The organism is Aeromicrobium sp. SORGH_AS_0981, from assembly GCF_031453195.1.
Lineage (GTDB): Bacteria > Actinomycetota > Actinomycetes > Propionibacteriales > Nocardioidaceae > Aeromicrobium.
Window position 1 is genome coordinate 173,096 of record NZ_JAVIZD010000001.1, and the last position, 18,211, is coordinate 191,306.

General features: G+C 72.1%; 18 protein-coding genes. 3 read left to right on the forward strand and 15 right to left on the reverse strand.

Annotated features, from left to right (window positions below):
- Window positions 1-98 precede the first annotated feature (98 nt).
- On the forward strand, window positions 99-620 hold the full coding sequence (locus QE370_RS00905) for a gamma carbonic anhydrase family protein (RefSeq protein ID WP_253027281.1): 522 nt from the start codon (window positions 99-101) through the stop codon (window positions 618-620).
- A 93-nt stretch (window positions 621-713) separates the two neighbouring features.
- Here QE370_RS00905 and QE370_RS00910 read toward each other — a convergent pair whose 3' ends face one another.
- A complete protein-coding gene (locus QE370_RS00910; protein ID WP_253027282.1) occupies window positions 714-2,153 on the reverse strand; it encodes an NCS2 family permease in 1,440 nt (479 codons plus the stop codon).
- A 77-nt stretch (window positions 2,154-2,230) separates the two neighbouring features.
- The gene (locus tag QE370_RS00915; protein WP_309633089.1) at window positions 2,231-3,322 is read right to left on the reverse strand and encodes a hypothetical protein; all 1,092 of its coding nucleotides are present in this window, start codon (window positions 3,320-3,322) and stop codon (window positions 2,231-2,233) included.
- A gap of 92 nt (window positions 3,323-3,414) precedes the next feature.
- Here QE370_RS00915 and QE370_RS00920 point away from each other — a divergent pair, with 92 nt between their 5' ends.
- Window positions 3,415-3,819, forward strand: coding sequence for a DUF2530 domain-containing protein (locus QE370_RS00920; RefSeq protein ID WP_236749741.1), 405 nt, complete (start codon window positions 3,415-3,417; stop codon window positions 3,817-3,819).
- 16 nt (window positions 3,820-3,835) lie between these two features.
- Here QE370_RS00920 and QE370_RS00925 read toward each other — a convergent pair whose 3' ends face one another.
- On the reverse strand, window positions 3,836-4,570 hold the full coding sequence (locus QE370_RS00925; protein ID WP_253027137.1) for a DUF3027 domain-containing protein: 735 nt from the start codon (window positions 4,568-4,570) through the stop codon (window positions 3,836-3,838).
- A gap of 103 nt (window positions 4,571-4,673) precedes the next feature.
- Here QE370_RS00925 and QE370_RS00930 point away from each other — a divergent pair, with 103 nt between their 5' ends.
- Complete coding sequence (locus QE370_RS00930) at window positions 4,674-6,197, forward strand: MFS transporter (protein ID WP_309633090.1); 1,524 nt, start codon at window positions 4,674-4,676, stop codon at window positions 6,195-6,197.
- A gap of 2 nt (window positions 6,198-6,199) precedes the next feature.
- Here the strand turns inward: QE370_RS00930 and QE370_RS00935 are convergent, their stop codons facing one another.
- The 12 genes from QE370_RS00935 to QE370_RS00990 form a co-directional block, all read right to left on the reverse strand.
- Window positions 6,200-7,045 carry a class III extradiol ring-cleavage dioxygenase gene (locus QE370_RS00935; protein ID WP_309633091.1) on the reverse strand — a complete coding sequence of 282 codons (846 nt, stop codon included), beginning with the start codon at window positions 7,043-7,045 and terminating at the stop codon, window positions 6,200-6,202.
- Between the two features lie 79 nt (window positions 7,046-7,124).
- Window positions 7,125-8,120: an IS481 family transposase gene (locus QE370_RS00940; RefSeq protein ID WP_309632998.1), complete on the reverse strand. Its 996-nt coding sequence runs from the start codon at window positions 8,118-8,120 to the stop codon at window positions 7,125-7,127.
- Between the two features lie 104 nt (window positions 8,121-8,224).
- Window positions 8,225-8,620: a cold-shock protein gene (locus QE370_RS00945; protein WP_309633092.1), complete on the reverse strand. Its 396-nt coding sequence runs from the start codon at window positions 8,618-8,620 to the stop codon at window positions 8,225-8,227.
- Between the two features lie 45 nt (window positions 8,621-8,665).
- Window positions 8,666-9,667, reverse strand: coding sequence for a YihY/virulence factor BrkB family protein (locus QE370_RS00950; protein WP_253027133.1), 1,002 nt, complete (start codon window positions 9,665-9,667; stop codon window positions 8,666-8,668).
- Window positions 9,664-10,047, reverse strand: a complete 384-nt coding sequence (locus QE370_RS00955) for a type II toxin-antitoxin system PemK/MazF family toxin (RefSeq protein WP_309633093.1) — start codon at window positions 10,045-10,047, stop codon at window positions 9,664-9,666. Before QE370_RS00955 ends, QE370_RS00950 begins: the two co-directional genes overlap by 4 nt.
- A gap of 760 nt (window positions 10,048-10,807) precedes the next feature.
- A complete protein-coding gene (locus QE370_RS00960; RefSeq protein WP_309633094.1) occupies window positions 10,808-12,400 on the reverse strand; it encodes an AMP-binding protein in 1,593 nt (530 codons plus the stop codon).
- A gap of 74 nt (window positions 12,401-12,474) precedes the next feature.
- Complete coding sequence (locus QE370_RS00965) at window positions 12,475-14,415, reverse strand: exopolysaccharide biosynthesis polyprenyl glycosylphosphotransferase (protein ID WP_309633095.1); 1,941 nt, start codon at window positions 14,413-14,415, stop codon at window positions 12,475-12,477.
- Window positions 14,412-14,861: a UDP-N-acetylglucosamine--LPS N-acetylglucosamine transferase gene (locus QE370_RS00970; protein WP_067859612.1), complete on the reverse strand. Its 450-nt coding sequence runs from the start codon at window positions 14,859-14,861 to the stop codon at window positions 14,412-14,414. The genes QE370_RS00965 and QE370_RS00970 overlap by 4 nt, the downstream gene beginning before the upstream one ends.
- A gap of 1 nt (window position 14,862) precedes the next feature.
- A complete protein-coding gene (locus QE370_RS00975; RefSeq protein WP_309633096.1) occupies window positions 14,863-15,822 on the reverse strand; it encodes a glycosyltransferase family 2 protein in 960 nt (319 codons plus the stop codon).
- Entirely contained in the window at window positions 15,819-16,268 is a 450-nt protein-coding gene (locus QE370_RS00980; protein WP_236749743.1) for an adenylyltransferase/cytidyltransferase family protein, read from the reverse strand. The genes QE370_RS00975 and QE370_RS00980 overlap by 4 nt, the downstream gene beginning before the upstream one ends.
- Window positions 16,269-16,385: 117 nt before the next feature.
- Window positions 16,386-17,297 (reverse strand): glycoside hydrolase family 16 protein, encoded by a 912-nt coding sequence (locus tag QE370_RS00985; RefSeq protein WP_309633097.1) that lies wholly within the window; start codon window positions 17,295-17,297, stop codon window positions 16,386-16,388.
- A 17-nt stretch (window positions 17,298-17,314) separates the two neighbouring features.
- On the reverse strand, window positions 17,315-18,082 hold the full coding sequence (locus QE370_RS00990) for an RNA polymerase sigma factor (RefSeq protein WP_253022707.1): 768 nt from the start codon (window positions 18,080-18,082) through the stop codon (window positions 17,315-17,317).
- Window positions 18,083-18,211 lie beyond the last annotated feature (129 nt).

Genomic DNA, 18,211 nt, shown 5'->3' on the forward strand with positions numbered 1-18,211 from the left:
GTCGTCCTCCCGCGGCACGCTTCCCGGGGGAGGACGACCCTTGCCGCGGGGAGTCGCCGTACCGCAGGGGTCGACGACGGATCGATTAGTGTCGGCCCATGCTGATCGACCTGGGGGACGGCCGCCGTCCCGACGTCCCCGACTCCGCCTTCGTGGCGCCGAACGCGACGCTGGTCGGATCGGTGGTGCTCGGCGAGGGAGCCAGCGTCTGGTACTCCGCGGTGCTGCGGGCGGACAACGAGCCGATCACGATCGGCGCCCGCTCGAACGTCCAGGACGGGTGCGCGTTCCACGTCGACCGCGGGATGCCTGTGCTGCTGGGCGAGGGGGTCTCCGTGGGCCACAACGCCGTCGTGCACGGCGCGACCGTCGAGGACCACTGCCTCATCGGGATGGGCGCCGTGGTGATGAACGGCGCCGTCATCGGGCGTGAGTCCCTGGTCGCCGCGGGTGCTCTCGTGACGGCGGGTATGGAGGTGCCGCCACGGTCGCTCGTCGCCGGGGTGCCGGCCAAGGTGCGCCGTGAGCTCACCGACGACGAGGTGGAGGGACTTCACCGCAACGCGCGGATCTACGAGGAGCACCGCGAGCTCCACCGTCGCGGTCACGTCGTCGACTGACTGACCTGTCTTCCCTGGGCAGACGCCGTCCTCCCCCGGGAAGCATGCCGTGGGAGGACGACGTTTACCACGGGACCGTGGTAAACCGCCGACTCACGTCAGCCAGCGGGTGATCGGGTCGATGGCGAAGTAGATGACGAACAGCGCCGTCACGACCCACATCAGGGGGTGGATGGACGCGATCCGGCCGCGCGTCACCCGCAGCACCACCCAGGCGATGAAGCCGGCGCCGATGCCTGCGGTGATGGAGTAGGTGAACGGCATGAGGACGATGGTGAGGAAGGCCGGGATGGCGATGTCGGGGTCGTCCCAGCTGATGCCCGTCACCTGCGACATCATGAGGAAGCCGACGAGCACGAGGGCGGGGACGGCCGCCTCGTTCGGGATGTGCTGGACCAGTGGCGCGAAGAACGTGGCCAGCAGGAACAGCGCCCCGGTGACGATGCTCGCCAGACCGGTCCGCGCACCGTCGCCGACGCCGGCCGCGGACTCGATGTAGGACGTGTTCGACGAGACGCCTGCCGCGCCGCCGGCAGCCGCCGCGATGGAGTCGACGACGAGGATCCGCTGGGCGCCCTCGGGCGAGCCGCCCTCGTCGTTCAGGCCGGCCTCGGCGCCGATCGCCGTCATCGTGCCCATGGTGTCGAAGAAGTCGGCGAGCAGGAGGGTGAAGACCAGCAGCGACGCCGCGACGACGCCGACGCGCTCGAACGACCCCAGCAGGGAGAACTGCCCGAGCAGGCTGAAGTCGGGCGTCTGGACGATGGTGTCGGGCAGCGACGGGACGTTGAGGTTCCAGCCCTTGGAGGTGGGGTCGCCACCGCCGCCGGGGGTGTCGGTGATCGCCTGCACGACACCGGCGAGCACGGTGGTCGCGAGGATGCCGATGAGGATCGCGCCGGGCACGCCGCGCGCGTGCAGGGCGATCATGAGCAGCAGGCCGAGGCAGAAGACGAGCACGGGCCAGCCGGCCAGCTCGCCGCCGATGCCCAGCCCGATCGGCGGGGCGGCGTTGCCGGTGGTGCGCACGAACCCGGCGTCGACGAGGCCGATGAGCGTGATGAACAGGCCGATGCCGACGGCGATCGCCGTCTTGAGCTGCGCGGGGACGGCGTCGAAGACCGCCTTCCGGAAGCCCGTCAGCACGAGCAGGAGGATCACGAGACCCTCGATGACGACCAGGCCCATGGCGTCGGCCCACGTCATCTGCGACGCGACGGAGTAGGCGACGAACGCGTTGAGGCCGAGACCCGTGGCGATCGCCAGCGGGAAGTTCGCGACCGCGCCCATGAGGATGCTCAGCACGCCGGCGGCGAGCGCCGTGCACGCGGCGATGGTCGTGAAGCCCGACCCCGGCTCGCTGCCACCGCCGAGGAAGTTGCCGTCGGCGTCCGGGACGCCGGCGAGGATGATCGGGTTCAGCACGATGATGTAGGCCATCGTGAGGAACGTGACGACACCGCCACGCACCTCCCGGCCGACGCTGGAGCCGCGGGCGGCGATCTTGAAGTGGCGCTCGAGCACGGTCGTCATGGCCCGCAGCATGCCAGACCGCGACGTCCGGCCCGGAGCCGTCCCCGTCCCGTGGACGCCCGGTCGTCGGGGTCCGGTCAGTCGTCGTCGCGGCGCGTGATCCACACGCCGAACGCGGCGAGCAGGAGGACCGCGAGACCGCCGACGGCCACCGCGAACCACGGGCGGCCCAACTCGGTCGGCGCCGGGGCGCTCGGCGTGGTCGCGGCCGCGGGCGTCGTCGCCGTGGGGGTCGGCGTGGCCGACGGCACGGCGGCGCCGGCCCGATCCGCGGAGAAGCCGACGCGTTGGATCTGCCAGGGGCTGCCCTCGCTGCCGATGAGGTACGAGGCACCCGACGGCTCGAAGGCGAGCGTCTCGCCCTGGGGCTGCTCGGGCAGCGCCTCGGCGCGCACGAGGGACAGGTCCGAGGCGTCGAGGACGGCGGCGGCGATGTAGTTGCGGACGACGACGAAGCGGCCGTCGGGGCTGGTCGAGGCGTCGGTCGCCATGAGGAGCGTCGGGGCGCCGACGGGCTCGGGCACGTTGGTGCGCTGCGTCGAGAGCGGGTCCGGGAAGCGGAGCACCTGGCCCGACAGCAGGTCCTTCGTCACGAGCAGGAACCGGCCGTCACCGTCGACGGCGAGCGACTCGACGTCGTGCGGGCCGTCGGAGTAGCCCACCGGGTAGCGGGTCGAGCGGGCAGCGTGGGTGCCCGGCCCGGGCTCGTCGATGGCGTAGATCGCGGTGTCGCGGCGCTGGGCGGAGTTGTCGCCGACGTCGCCGATCCAGAGCTTCCCGTCGTGCAGCGTCATGGCCTCGGTGTCGACCCACGGGGTACCGCTGACCGTGGTCGTGCCGACGACCTCGCCCGTGGAGATGCGCACCGCGTAGACGACGTCGGCGTTGCCCGAGTCGTTGATGGTGTAGGCCAGGTCGTCGTGCACGGCGCTGACGGCCAGCCCGCTCGACTCGGAGATGCGAGGGTCGCGCACGGTGCTGACCACCCGGGCCGCCACCGCGGTCTCGTCGTCGGCGCGCGACAGCGTGGCGGGCGCCGGCAGGGCGCCCAGGCTGGAGGGACCCAGCGGGCGGGCGTCGGCGTCGCGCGCGAGCGAGACGACGGCGGCCACGACCAGCAGGACCACGAGGAGGGCCGGGAACAGCAGCCGGCGACGACGGGGGTTCATCGGCTCCATCCTCCCAGCGGCCCGCAGGGGACGCACGGGTGCGGTCCGTCACGGGCCGGCGGGCGCCCGGACGGGAACGCTACCCTGGTCCGGTGAGCGACGAGTCGGAGTGGACGCTGCGCGACGGCGACGGCCCGGAGACGGTCGAGCGCAAGCTCGGGCACCGCGAGCGCGAACGTCTCGAGCGCGCGGCACGCCGCCACGAGCTGGGTCGGCCGGAGGTCACCGAGCTCGAGATCGGCCGCACGACGCACAAGGTCGCCCAGGTCGAGCCGATGGACCTCGACGGCGTCCGCACGATGACGGTCGGCACGATCCTCTGGGGCGTGGTGGCCGTGGCGCTGGTGCCGTTCCTGGGCACGCTCGAGGAGCAGGGTCGCACCTGGTGGCTCTGGACGGCGATCGCCGGCTTCGGCCTCGGGCTGCTCGGCATCGAGTACTGCCGACTGCGTCGCAACGCCCTGCGTCACCAGCCGGGCCGACGCCGCGACGGCTGACGCGCGCGTCGGGCGACTAGAGCTCGTCGACGTCGACGGTGTCCCACACCGGCGGCGGCAGCTTCTGGGGACCGGCGGACCGGCTGAGTCGCGCGCCGGAGTGCGCGCCACAGCCGTGGTCGAGGGCGACGACGCGGCCGTCGTCGTTGGCCGAGCCGTTGGCGCACACGCCGAACCGGTCGGAGAGCGGCCCGGCGAGGCTGACGAGGAAGCCGCAGGAGTCGCACGTGCCCGGGGCCTGCTTGGTCATCGGGTTGTCGGGGCCCTGCTCGCCGTCGTTCCAGCGCTGCGCGGCGAGGTCGCGCCCCTCGAGGGAGAGCACCCAGGCGCGACCCAGGCCGACCTCGCGCGCGAAGGCGCGGTCGACGGTGTCGAGGTGGTCGCCGGCCGACCAGGCGGGCACGAGACGCGCGTCGTCCTCCTCGGGCGGCAGGACGTCGCCGGGGCTGAGGTCGCCCGGCTTGATGCGGTCGCGGTAGGGCGTCCAGGCGGGGGCGACCACGGCGTCGTCGCCGGGCAGCAGCACGACGTCGTTGACGGTGACCGCGTCGTCCTCCACGCCGGCGGACAGGCTGACCGCCCAGGTCCAGCCGCGGTAGCCCGGGCCGGTGCAGGCGAACAGGTGCGTGGCGAGCCGCTCACCGTCGTCGACGACCCTCAGGTGCTCGCCCACGGCCGACTCGTCGGTGGCCTCGAGCAGGGCGGCGCGGGCCACGTCGTGGGCGGCGCCCAGGGCGGGGTGGGTCGTCATGGCTCGATTGTCCCTCATGGGTCCAGCCGGCCGCCAACCCCCGTGCCCGACACGGGACGAGGCTCACCCGGTCGGGCGGGGCGGGGTGGGGCAGGATGTGGTCATGGCCCCGACGAGCGACGGAGACGATCGCACGCCCGGCCCCGACTGGCCGGGCCCTGCCGGCAGTCATGCCACCGGGGCGGCCGGCGACCGGGACACGCTCGACGACCTCGGACCCGACCCGGACGCACCGTCCGGCCCCGGTACCGGCGCGCCTCCGCCCCGACGCGGCGCCAAGGTCGCGTCGGGACTGCGACGCACCGGGCGCACGGTGGCCCGCGGTGGCGCCGGAGCCGTCGCGGGTGCGCGCCGCTTCACCCACGCGGGCGGCGCGGGCGAGTCGGGACTGTCGCGCCTGCTCGAGCTGCACGCCTTCAACACCGCCGGCGACGCGGCCGTCGCGGTCTCGCTGGCGGGCACCCTGTTCTTCACGGTGCCGACGGAGCAGGCGAGCGGCCAGGTGGCGCTCTTCCTCGTGCTGACGATGCTGCCGTTCGCGTTCGTCGCCCCGTTGATCGGCCCGTTCCTCGACCGGTTCCGTCGCGGCCGGCGGTGGGCCATCGGCGGCACGCTCGCGATCCGCGCCTTCTGCTGCTGGGTGCTGGCGGGGGCCGTGGCCGAGGAGTCGCCCGCGTTCTACCTGGCAGCGCTCGGCTGCCTGGTGGCGTCGAAGGCGTACGGCGTGACCCGCGCGTCGGCCGTCCCACGTCTCCTCCCCGAGGAGTTCACGCTGGTCAAGGCCAACTCCAGGATCTCGCTCACCGGAACGGCTGCCGCGGCGATCTCGGCACCGCTCGCGGTGGGTGCCGCAGCGGTCGGCGCCGAGTGGTCGCTGCGGTACGCGTTCGTCCTGTTCGTCGTGGGCACCGTGCTCGCGATCCTGCTGCCCCCGCGCGTCGACTCCAGCGAGGGCGAGGAGCAGGTCGACCTGTCCGACCTCAGTGGTCGGCCCGCCAAGCGCGGGATCACGGTGTCGCGCCACGTCGTCGACGCACTGCGGAGCAACGCCGGGCTGCGGCTCATCACGGGCTTCCTCACCATCTTCATGGCGTTCACGCTGCGCGAGCCTCCCGCCTCGCTGGGGTGGACCGGCAACGCGACGATCCTCATGGGCCTGGTGATCGGTGCGGCCGGCGCCGGCAACACCCTCGGCGTGGTCATCGGCTCGTGGACCCGCTCCCGCAGCCCTCACCGGGTGGTGCTGGCCGTGCTGCTCGTCGACATCGTGGCCCTGGCCGTGGCGGCGGCGTTCTTCCGCTGGCCCGTGGCCGCGCTGCTGGGCCTGACCGTCGGGCTCTGCCAGTCGCTCGGCAAGCTCAGCCTCGACGCCCTCATCCAGCGCGACATCGGCGAGGAGGTGCGCACGAGCATGTTCGCGCGCTCCGAGACGCTGCTGCAGCTGTCGTGGGTGATCGGCGGTCTCATCGGCATCGGCCTGTTCACCGTCGACGCCGACGTGGCGGTCGCGATGTTCGTGACGGCCGGCGTCGTGGTGGCGTGGGGCGTGTTCGTGCTGCGCCAGGCGCACCTGGCGCGAGGCCTTCCCACCGAGCCCGTGGGCCCGGTGCCGCCGCCTGCGCCCTGACCTCAGACGGTGACGAAGCTGCGCATCCCGATCGAGCCCATGTCGATGGAGGCGTTGAAGAAGCGGACCTCCTCCTCCGGGTGGAGCAGGCTGAGCGCCGCGACCATCGGCCGGTAGTGCTCGTCGGTGGGCACGGCGATCCGTGCCTCCCGCCAGGTCCCGTAGGGGTCGAGCAGCTGGTCGAGGCGTCTCTCGGTCAGTGCGGCGGCCGTGTCGGCGTCGAACTGCTCCGCCCAGTCCCAGGCCGGCGCCTCGGGCTCCCAGCGGGCGCGGCCGAGCGCGTGCACGATGTTGCCGCTGCCGATGAAGAGCACGCCCTGGTCGCGCAAGCGACGCAGCCGGCCGTACAGCTCGTGCAGCCGCGGCAGCGGCAGGGTGTCGTCGATGCTGATCTGCAGGACGGGGACCTGCGGTGCGGGCGCGAGGTACTTCAGCACCGACCAGGTGCCGTGGTCCAGGCCCCACTGGCTGTCGAGGGCGGCCTCGTACTCCGCGAGGCGGTGGGCAAGCACGCGGGCGACCTCGTGGTCGCCGACCGTGTCGTACTGGACGCGCGAGAGCTCCTCCGGGAAGCCGCCGAAGTCGTAGATGACGCGGTTGCGCGGTGCGTCGGTCACGTGCGTGCGGCCGGGCGTCAGCCAGTGCGCGCTCACGACGACGATCGCCTGGGGCTCCGGCAGTCGCTGCCCCTCCGCCGTCCAGGTGTGGGTGTAGTGGTTCTCGCGGATGGCGTGCATCGGGTTGCCGTGGCCCACGAAGAGCACGGGCATGCGCTCGCTGGGACGCAGCCGCTGCTCGAGGTCGCTCAGGCTGTGCTCGGCCCGCGGGCCCGAGGGAATGGTGGTCACGCGGTGCTCCCGTGCTCAGGTAGTAGATGCTTCAACTACCAGGGTACGCGGCGCGAGCCCCTCGCACCAGGGCCCGGGACTAGCTGTGATGTCCAGGCAGGTTGTTGATCCTGCTGATGGGCGGGCCGCCGATGGCGGAGTGGGTCCGGTGGTGATTGTAGGAGTGGATCCAGTGCGGGAGGGCTGAGCGGCGTTCGGTCTCGCTGGAGTAGTGCCGGGCGTAGGCCCAGCCGTCGGCGAGGGTGCGGTGGAAGCGTTCGATCTTGCCGTTGGTCTGGGGTCGGTAGGGCCGGGTCCGTTTGGGGGTGATCGCGAGGTCGGTGCAGGCCTGGGTCCAGGCGTGGGCGCGGTAGCAGCTGCCGTTGTCGGACAAGACGCGTTCGACGGTGACGCCGTGGTCGGCGAACCAGGCCACGGCCCGTTGCAGGACTCCGATCGCGGTGGCGGCTTTCTCGTCGGCGTGGATCTCGGCGTAGGCCAGGCGGGAGTAGTCATCGATGACGGTGTGCACGAACGCGGTGCCGATGACCGGGCGGTAGGTCGGGCTCCGCTCACCGGTTCTGGTCGCGGTGGCGATGGCGTTGACCCGCCCTTGCTGTCGCCCGACGAAGCGGTGGCCTCCGCCGTCGGGGATGTTCGCGAACTTGGTGACGTCGACGTGGATCATCGATCCTGGATGTGGGTGTTCGTAGCGGCGGATCGGTTCACCGGTGACCCGGTCGATGTGACGCAGCCGGTTGAGCCGACAACGCACCAGAACAGCGTGGACGGTCGACGGTGCCAGACCGAGCTGCCCGCCGATCTGCACCGGCCCGAGACGCTGACGCCACCGCAGAGCGACGATCTGGCGCTTCACCGCCTCGGACGTGCGATGTGGGCACGAGCGCGGCCGGCTCGAGCGGTCGACCATCCCGGCAGGCCCTTCCGTGCGGAACCTGCTCGCCCACTTGCGGGCGGTCGGGACAGAGACCATGAACATCTTCGCCGCCGCAGTCACGGGCCAGTCGTCCTCGACGATCAGTTTCGCGAGCCTCAACCGGGCGCGTGGGGTCAGAGCAGCGTTAGCGTGGGACACGAAGGCCTCCTGGTGCGTGAAGCGGTTCCTAGACAGCTCCACTCTCACCACAGGAGGCCTTCACCCTTCACCCAGGTCGACAACAACGTCCCTGGACATCACAACTAGCCGTCGAGCTCGGTGGCCAGCGCGCGCAGCAGCTGGGCCACCGGCTTGGCGGAGCGTGCGTCGGGGTGACGGCCGTGGCGGTACCCCTCCCCCAGTCCGTCGAGCAGGCGGATGAGGTCCTCCACGATCGTCACCATCTCCTCGGGCTTCTTGCGCCGGGCGCGCGCCTGCGTGCGCGAGACGGGTGCCGATGCCTCGAGCACGCGTACCTGGAGCGCCTGGTCGCCGCGACGGCCCTGCGCCACCCCGAACTCGACGCGCGTGCCCGACTTCAGGGCGGTGACGTCGGCGGGCAGCGCGTCGGAGCGGACGTAGACGTCGCCGCCCTCGTCGCTGCTGATGAAGCCGAAGCCCTTCTCGGTGTCGTACCACTTGACCTTGCCCGTGGGCATGCGCGTGTCCTTCTGTCGGGGGGATCGGAGAGGTGTGGGACCAGCCTAGGGCGTGGTGCCCTGCGGTTCGTCCTCGTCCTTCTCGAAACGAGCCTCGATCACCTGGAAGCCCTTGTGCCGCTGCGCCTTGGCGTAGGCCGTGTACGCGCGCTCGTCGGCCTCGGTGAGCTCGACGTTGTCGGTGAACGGCGTCAGCAGCGCCCGGGGGTAGAGGTGGCGGCGCAGCACCACGTTGACCTCGAGCGCCATGACGACGAGCACCGCCGCGACGAAGATGAACGCGAGCAGCCCGAGGACCAGCGCGAAGGTCTGGTTGACCGTCTGGCTCGCGCGGTTGATCACGCGCGTCACGTAGGAGTTGCCGGCCAGCTGCAGGAGCTGCCAGCCGACGGCGGCGAAGATCGCGCCGGGCAGCACCGAGCGGGTGTGCGCCCGTCCCGCGCTGACCAGGCGGAAGAGGCCGACGAAGATCGCGGCGGTGAGCACGAAGCCGGTACCGCGCACGATCCAGCCGGTGGCGGGCCCCACGAGTCCCCCGAACGCGTCGGGGTTGGCCAGCACCGACGTCGCGACGGCGAGCACGAGGATGCCGATGCCGGCGATGGCGAGGAAGATCAGGCTCCGCAGCCGCATGAGGAACGGGTTGGCGCGACTGTTGCGCGGAACCGACCACGCGATGTTCGCGGCGTTCTGCGCGGCCTGGCCGAGCCCCATCGCACCGTAGAGGGCCGCGATCGAACCCACGACGATCGCCGTCGTGCTGCCTTGCAGACCCTGCTCGCTGCCGAGCTGGTCGCCGACGATCGGGAACTGGCTCAGCGCCGTGTTCAGCAGGCTCTCGCGCAGCTGCGGGTCGCCCTGCAGCACGAAGCCCAGGATCGACGTCGAGATGAGCAGCAGCGGGAACACCGCGACGAACGCGTAGTACGTGACGATCGCCGCCAGGTAGGGGCCCTGGTCGTCGAAGTACTTGTAGACCACCGCCAGCGGCAGCCCGACGAACCGGTGCCGACGTTGGAAGCGGTCGACCTTGTCGACGACGCTCATGCCAGCTCGAGGTGCTCTGCCGCGGCCGCCAGCACGGCCGCGAAACGGGGCTCGTCGAGGACGGCCCCCTCGCGCCGCACCGCGTCGGGGTCGACGTCGACGAGCCGGTTCACGCGCACCTCGCTGGGCCGGCCCTGCGCGTCCCACGGCCCGGAGCCGATGTCGAGCCAGAAGCGACCGTCACGCGCCTCCTGGGCTGCGTCGCGGTCGTGGTCCTTCGAGGTGAGCATCAGTCCGACGAGCCGCGCGCCGTCGCGTCCGACGACCAGGACCGGGCGGTCCTTGCCCTGCGCGGGGTCGTCCTCGTACGGGACCCAGGTCCACACGATCTCCCCCGGGTCGGGCCGTCCGTCGGGCTTCGGCGCATACGTCAGGTCCACGGCGACAGCCTCCCACACGCCTGCACCACGGGCCGGGTGACGCGATCGGCGCGACGGTTCCCGCTGGTCGAGTAGCGGGACGCGCGACGAAGGAGCGCCGTACCGCGATGGAGCCGTCGCAACGGGCGTAGCCGCGACGGAGCGAGACCACCCGGCAACGACCCAGCGCGGACCAACCCCCAGCGACCGCCTGGAGCGGTCTCGACCTCCGCCAGCTCCTCCGTCGCGGCGTCGACGACTCGACCAGCGACACGTCCCGTTGGTCGAGTAGTCAGGACGAGCTTGCGAAGTCCTGACGTATCGAGACCACCCGGCAACAGCCCAGCGCGAGCCGACCCCCAGCGACCGCTTGGAGTGGTCTCGATACACCTCCCCTCGCTGGCGCTCGTGGAGGCACTCGACCAGCGGCATCGCTGGTCGAGTAGTCAGGACGGCGAGCGCCAGCGAGCACGTGCTGACGTATCGAGACCACCCGGCAACAGCCCAGCGCGAGCCGACCCCCAGGGACCGCTTGGAGTGGTCTCGATACACCTCCCCTCGCTGGCGCTCGTGGAGGCACTCGACCAGCGGCATCGCTGGTCGAGTAGTCAGGACGGCGAGCGCCAGCGAGCACGTGCTGACGTATCGAGACCACCCGGCAACAGCCCAGCGCGAGCGGACCCCCGGCGTCCGCCCGGCAGGTCTCGACACAGCGGGACCGGCTTCGCCGGTGCACCACTCGACCCGGCTGGACCGCTCGGCCGCTGGCGATCGCTCGGGTTCAGTCGAACTCGGGTAGCTCGCGCTTCATGACCTTGCCCGTGGGGTTGCGGGGCAGCTCGTCGAGGAACTTGGTCCGACGCGGCACGGCGAAGCGGGCGACCCGCTCCTTGGCGTAGGAGACGACCTCGTCCTCGTCGAGCGACGCGCCGTCCTTGACCACCACGTAGGCCGCCAGGCAGTGGCCCCAGTCGGGGTCGGGCACGCCGACGACCACGACGTCGGTGATGGAGGGGTGGCCGATGAGCGCGTCCTCCAGCTCACGGGGGAACACGTTCTCGCCGCCGGAGATGACCATGTCGTCGTCACGGCCGGCCACGAACAGTCGACCGTCCTCGTCGAAGTAGCCGAGGTCGCCCGTGTGCATGAGCCCGTCGCGGAAGTCCTTGGTGTTGCCGTCGGTGTAGCCACCGAACTGCATCTCGTTGCCGACGTAGATGACGCCCGTCTCGCCCGGCGGCAGCTCGTTGCCGTCGTTGTCGAGGATCTTCGCGACCGTGCGCCACGGCACCCGGCCCGCGGTGCCGGGCGCCGCGCGCAGATCCTCCGGCGAGGCGATGGACACCCAGCCGGTCTCGGTGGCGCCGTAGAAGTTGTAGACCGAGTCGGTGAAGCGGTCCATGAAGTCGATCGCCAGGTCACCGGCGAGCGCCGAGCCGCTCGACGCGGTGATGCGCAGGCTGGAGACGTCGTAGCGGTCGGCCACCTCGCGGTCGAGGTTCACCAGACGCTGCATCATGAGCGGCACGACGACGAGCACCTCGGCCTTGTACCGGTCGATGTCCTCGAGGACCTGCGCGGGATCGAACTTGCGGCGCAGCACGTAGGTGGGGACGGTCGAGAGGCCGAACCCGAAGTTGATGAGGCCCCACGAGTGGAACAGCGGCGCGGCCAGGACGACCGTGGAGTTGCCGTGGTACGGGATGGACCCGAAGAAGGTGAGGAGCGGGTCGAGGTTCTCCGGCTCCTTGCGGTTCGCGCCCTTCGGCAGGCCGGTGGTGCCCGAGGTGAAGATGACGATGCCGCCGGGCTTGGACGGCTTCTTGTGGTCGTCGGTCGGCTGACCCTGCGCAAGGCCCGACAGGGTCGGCAGGCCGTGGGAGTCGTCGTCGGACCACGCCACGACGACGAGGTCGCGGTCGATCTCGGACGTGACCTTGAGGAACTCCTGGTCGACGATGGCGAACTTGGCGCCCTCGCGTCGCGTGAGCTCGCCGAGCTGGGAGGCGCTGGCCATCGTGTTGAGCAGCAGCACCTTCGCGCCGATCTGCATGATCGAGACCATGGAGACCACCATCCAGCGGTGGTTGCGTCCCATGAGCGCGACGGCGTCGCCGACCTGCACCCCGCGGGCCTTCAGCGCGGCCGTCGTCTGGTTGATCTCGTCGCGCAGCTCGGCCCACGTGATCTCGCCGGCGTCGTCGATGATCGCGGTCTGGTGCGGGAAGCGAGCGGCCGCGGCCGCCACCGCCGACGGGAAGCCGGGGCCCCAGGTGGCGAGCTTGATGCCCGCCTTGAGGAGCCGGTGGGGCGGCTGGACCTTGAGGAGGCCGATCTGTCGCAGGACCTTCAGCTTGTAGGCGATGTCACTCATGCGGTCCGGCGGCTCCTCGGTCTCGTCACGTCAGGAAACGTCACAGTAACAGTGGGTGACACCGAGTGGCGGGTTCAGAGAGCGCCGTCACGTACGAGCACGGCGCGCACGGTGCGCAGCAGGATCCGGGCGTCGAGGCGCAGGCTCCAGGTGTTGACGTACTGCAGGTCGAGCCGGATCGACTCCTCCCAGCTGAGCTGCGACCGTCCGCTGACCTGCCACAGGCCCGTGAGCCCGGGGCGCACGTGCAGCCGTCGCCAGACCCACTGGCTGTACTGCGCCGTCTCGCGCGGCAGGGCGGGCCGGGGGCCGACGAGCGACATGTGGCCGAGCAGCACGTTGACCAGCTGCGGGAGCTCGTCGAGCGACGTGCGACGCAGGACGCGTCCGACGGACGTGACCCGGGGGTCGTCGTCGAGCTTGAACAGCGGACCGGCTCCCTCGTTGCGGACGACGAGCTCGTCGAGCCGCTCCTCGGCGTCGACGACCATGGTGCGGAACTTCAGCATCGTGAACGGTGTCCCGTCGCGTCCGGTGCGCTCCTGGCGGAAGATCACCGGTCCGGCCGACGTGAGCCGCACCGCGAGGGCGACGACGAGCATCACCGGCGACAGGACCACCAGGCCGAGGAGCGCGGCCGTGCGGTCGACGACCGACTTCACCGCGACCGAGACCAGGTGCTCGTTGGGAGGCCGCATGGTCAGCGCGAGCTGGTCGGCCACCATGCGCGGGCGCATGTACTCGACGTGGTCCTCCATGTCGGCGAGCACCAGGCACTCGACGTCGGCGCGCTGCAGCGCCCAGGCCAGGTGACGCAGCGCGGGGGTGGTGAGCGCGTGGTCGGAGGCGATGACGACGGACCGGGCGCGCTGGCGGTAGACGGTCGCCATGACGTCGGGCACGATCCGCGACAGCGACCCCGGCGAGCCGAGCGGCACGGACTCCGCGTCGCCGCGCCAGACGCACGAGGCCACGACGTCGACGTCGTGCCGACCGGACCACTGGTCCGTCAGCCGACGGACGCGACGCTCCTCGCCCACGAGGACGGTGGGCGTGCGCCGTCGGACGACGCGGTGCGCGACGCCGTAGCCGACGAACACGAGAGCGGCGGCCAGCACCGCGAGCAGGCCGCGACGCAGGTCGGGCGTGCTCTGGACGCCGAGCAGCAGACCGGCCACGACTGCGGCACCGACGACGCCGAGCAGACGGACGACGGGGGTGAGCGAGCTGGCCCGCTCGGCGGCGGGCTGCGCGAGCCAGCTGTAGACGAGCCACGCACCGACGCCGGCCACGACGGCGCGGCCGACGTCGCCGTCCAGCCCGAAGTGGACGGCGAGCGCGAGGGCCGTCGCGAAGGTCAGGAGGTAGCCGACCAGTCCTTGCCGCACGGCGTCGGCGACGGCCCGGACGACACCGCTGCGACGACGTTGGGCGCGGGCGGCCAGGAACTCCTCGCCGGCGGGGGCGCGGGTGCTGCGTGGGACGCCCAGGCGCGTGCGTCCCTCGGCGTCGCGGCGGGCCTCGGGCAGGTCGCCGAGCAGTCGGGTGGCCTCCAGCACGCCGGCCGTCGGCTGCAGCTCCTCCGACCGGGTGCGCAGGGTGCCGGCAGCGACCTCGTCGAGCAGCCGGTGCAGCTGCTCGCGCGACTCCGCGACGTGCACGAGCCCCATCTCGGCCAGCCGGCGGCTGAGCACGACCTGGTGGTCGTCGACGACCTCGTCGTCGACGGGCACGCGGGGCACGACGATCGGGATGCGACCGGCGCGGCGGGCGTCCATGACGCCGCCGGCACCGCCCTGGAGCACCACGACGTCGGCGCGCCGGTAGTGCTCGAGCAGCTCGTCCGGCGCCATCATGGTGCGGTTGTCGGCCCTCTCCAGCGGCCGGGTCGAGCCGTGCTGGAAGACCACGGCGGCCTCCTGCGCGTCGGCCCAGGGCTCGAGCCAGTCGACGAAGCGGTCGAACGGGTGGTGGTAGGTGCCGACGCTCGCGACGACGCTGAGCGGCTCGGTCACAGCACCAGGCCGACGGTCTGCGCGCGCGGCAGCTTCTCGGTGAGCTGGTCCCACTGCGTCAGGTACTCGTCGACGAACGGGTAGACCAGCCGGCCGGTCAGCGACGGCTTGTCGATGCGGTCGATCGTCTCCAGGAAGATCGACCGGGCGCCGACCCGGCGCGCCTGGCGCAGGAACGGCACGGCGACGGCGGCGCCGGTGCTGAAGACCACGTCGGGACGCCACTCGTCGATGACCCGGCGGGCCAGCACCATGTTGCGGGCCAGGTTCGGCAGGTTGCGCTGCGTCGGCCACGCGCACTCGATGACGCGCTCGTCGCGCAGCTTCAGCCGGGCGTCCTCGGTGGGACCGGTGACCCAGAGCCGCTCGTGCTCGCCCCACCAGGGCTCGAGGGCGAGGGCCTGGGCGAGGTGGCCGCCGGAGGAGCAGGCGATGAGGATGCGCATGTCAGATGCCCTTTCCGAAGCGTCGCGCGACGGTGACGACGGCGCCGGGCGTCAGCAGACGCAGACCGACGGCGAGCGCCAGCCAGGCGCGCAGGGTGGTCGGTCGCAGCCCCAGGGCCTGCCGGGCGTGCCGGCGGCCGGCCCGACGCTGGCCGGAGGAGACCTCGCCGAACGCGATCTGCGAGAGCATCCGCGCGTGCGCGGCGTCGTCGTCGGCGAACTGCGGGTGCTTGTGGAGGAGGTAGGTGAGCGCCGCGGCGTAGTCGGCCCAGCGCCCGAAGAAGTAGGACTGGCCCTGCCAGCGCACCCGCACGAGCGGCTCGTTCACGAGCCGCACGGGCGCGAGGCGCGAGGCCGCCAGGAGCACGTCGGTGTCCTCGGCGTAGCCGCGCGGCAGGTCCTCGTCGATCATGCCGATCTCGTCGACGAGCGCGTCGCGCCGGAACACGAAGCTGCTGGAGTGCAGGCCCCCGAACCGCTCGCGCACGAGCTCGGCGTGGGAGACGACGTCGGCGGGGACGAGCCGGTCGGTGAGGCGCTCGCCGTCGTCGACCTGCATCGCGGTGGCCACGAGCCGGGCGTCCGGGTGGTCGTGGAAGAGCGGCATCTGGGCGGCCAGCTTGCCCGGCAGCCAGGTGTCGTCGTCGTCCAGGAAGGCGACGAACGGGTGGCTCGCGGCCAGGATGCCGGTGTTGCGGGCGCCGGCGAGGCCGCGGACGCGGTCGTTGACCACGGCGCGCAGGCTCTGGCCCGGCAGCAGCGCGACGTCGGGCAGCACCGGCTCGCAGGCGTCGAAGACCACGACGACCTCGACCGGCCCGGCGTACTCCTGCAGCAGGACGCTGCGGACGGCCTCGGCCATGAGCGTCGGACGGTCGTGGGTGGGCACGACGACGGTGACGGGCGGCGCGTACGGGGTCGTGGCGGTGCCGACCACCTCGACCGCGCTGTCGACGCTCACGCGAGCCCCTCCAGCTCGGCACCGGTGAGGTGGGCACGCAGCATGGTGCTCGACGTCTGCCGCGTGTACGGGTAGTAGACGACGTCGACGCCGATCTCGCCCATCGTGCGCTCGAGCCGGTAGCCCTTGGGGGTGCCCTGCCAGTCGTCGCCCTTGAAGATCACGTCGAAGGGCCGCTGCTCCCACACCATGCGCTTGTCCTCGGAGCGGTCGATGACCACCTCGTCGACGATGCCGAGCGCGGAGATGATGTCGATGCGCTCGTCGCACGGGACGACGGGCTGGCGACCCTTGAGGATCTCGACGTACTCGTCGCTCGCGACCCCGACCACGAGGTGGCGGCACCGGTGCCGTGCCCGGCGGAGCAGGTTGAGGTGGCCGACGTGGAACATGTCGAACACGCCGCTGGCGTATCCCACCCCGTAGGTCGTGCGCGTGATGCTCACCGGTTCTCCGATCCCCTGGACGTTCGTGCATGCCTGGAGAGCGGAGGAGCGTGGACGCGTGACGCAGGACGAGGCCGAATCGGGCGTGTCTCAAGTCACGAACGCGAAGTCAGGACTTCAGTCCCGGGAAAGTCGAGGGCGGAAGACCCGGACGTGGTCGATCTCGAAGGTCGCCGGCAGCCGGGTGGTGCTCGGACGGTCGGGATCGAGGCGCCCCCAGTAGCTGCTGCCGACCTGCAGGTTGAGCCGGATGTCGACCGGACCGTCCAGTGCTCGGCGCAGGCGGGGCTCGCGGTCGAGGTCGACGAACCCGGTCGTGCGACCGTCGAGCGAGAACCGCAGGCAGCCGGGCGTCCAGTCGACGGCGTAGGTGTGGAAGCCGTCGGCGAGCGGCTCCGCGGCCCGTCCCCAGCCGCCGACCCGCCGGTACCCGGGTGGTGCGGTGGTGTCCTCATGGACGGTCCAGGCGTACTGCTCGGCCATCGCGGGGCGCTGGCGGGAGGTGGGGGTGCCCCACGCCTCGACGACGTCGATCTCGCCGGGCAGGTCGGAGGCCCGCAGCCAGAAGGCCGGCCAGAGCGCCCGCGAGCGGCCGGGCTCGACGGGGAGCCGGGCCCGCACCTCCCACCGTCCGTGCTGCTGGGCGAAGTGGCCGATCGTGTCGAGGTAGCCGGTGGTGACGGGACGCTCGCCGGCCGGGTCGGCGCGCGCGGTGATGCGCAGGCGCCCGCCGCGCACCTCGACGGCGTCGGCCCGGATGCGGGCCTGGTCGAAGGACAGCGTCGTGTCGTCGCGGACCGTCCAGCGGCCGGGGTCGACGCGGGCGCCGGAGAACTCGTCGTGCCACGCGAGCCGACCCTGGGCCGGGTCGGAGAGGTCGAGCCGGTCGACGTCACCGGCCCGGCACGGCACCGCGTCGGCGCTCGGTCCGTCGGCGCGGTCGCCTCCCCGCACGACCAGCCGCACCGTCACGAGGAGACCCGCCACGACGGCGACCCCCACGACGACGAGCAGGACCCTGCGACGCACCCCGCGGCCTGCGGACGTCAGGCGCGGACGCCGGCGACGGCCTGCTGCGGGGCGACGACGCGGGCGTTGACGTCCTCGAGCTCGAGGTAGCTGGCCATGCAGGACGGGCAGGCCTCGAGGTGCACGTGGATGCGCTTCTGCTCGCGCATGCCGACGGTGCGCCGCACGAGCGAGGCGAGTCGGGGGCGCAGCTGACGGCACTCGTCGCTGGCCTCGACACCGTCGGCGGCGACGTGCTGGGCGAGGTACGCCTCGCGGAGCCCGGCCCGGGCGCGGTAGACGAGCGCGGAGACGCCGTTGGCCGTGAGACCGAGCCGGTCGCTGACCTCGTGCGGCTTGAGTCCTTCGACGTCGAGGTACCAGAGCACGGTGCGCCAGCGCTCGGGCAGCGACGCGAACGCCGAGCGGACGAGGTCGCGCTCGAAGGTGTCGAGCTGGCCGTGGCCGAACGGCACCGCGGTGTCGATCGTCGCGAGGTCGTCGGTCGGCTGGACGCGCTGCCGCAGCCGCCCGCGCCGAGCGGCCTCGTGCCGCACCGAGGTCAGCACGTACGCGCGGAAGGCCCGGTCGGGACCGAGACCTCGACGGAGCTGGCCGAGCACCTGGGCGAAGGCCTCGGAGACGGTGTCCTCGGCCTCGCTCGGGGCGCCGAGGCGCCGCGCGAGGCGCAGGGCGACGGGCCGGTACCGGCGGAACAGCTCGGCGTAGGCGTCGTCGTCGCCGTCCCGCGCGAGGGACAGCAGGTGCGCGTCGTCCAGCTCTACGCCGGTCGTGCGCGCAGGCATGCGCGATTCATCGATGGACATCTGAACTTTCCCCTGGATCGTTCCCAGCCCTCCACCGTGGTGACGGTCTCCGGCCGGGCTGCCCGCATTCGTGACACAGGCAGTTGCAACTCGGCCATAGTAACCGGG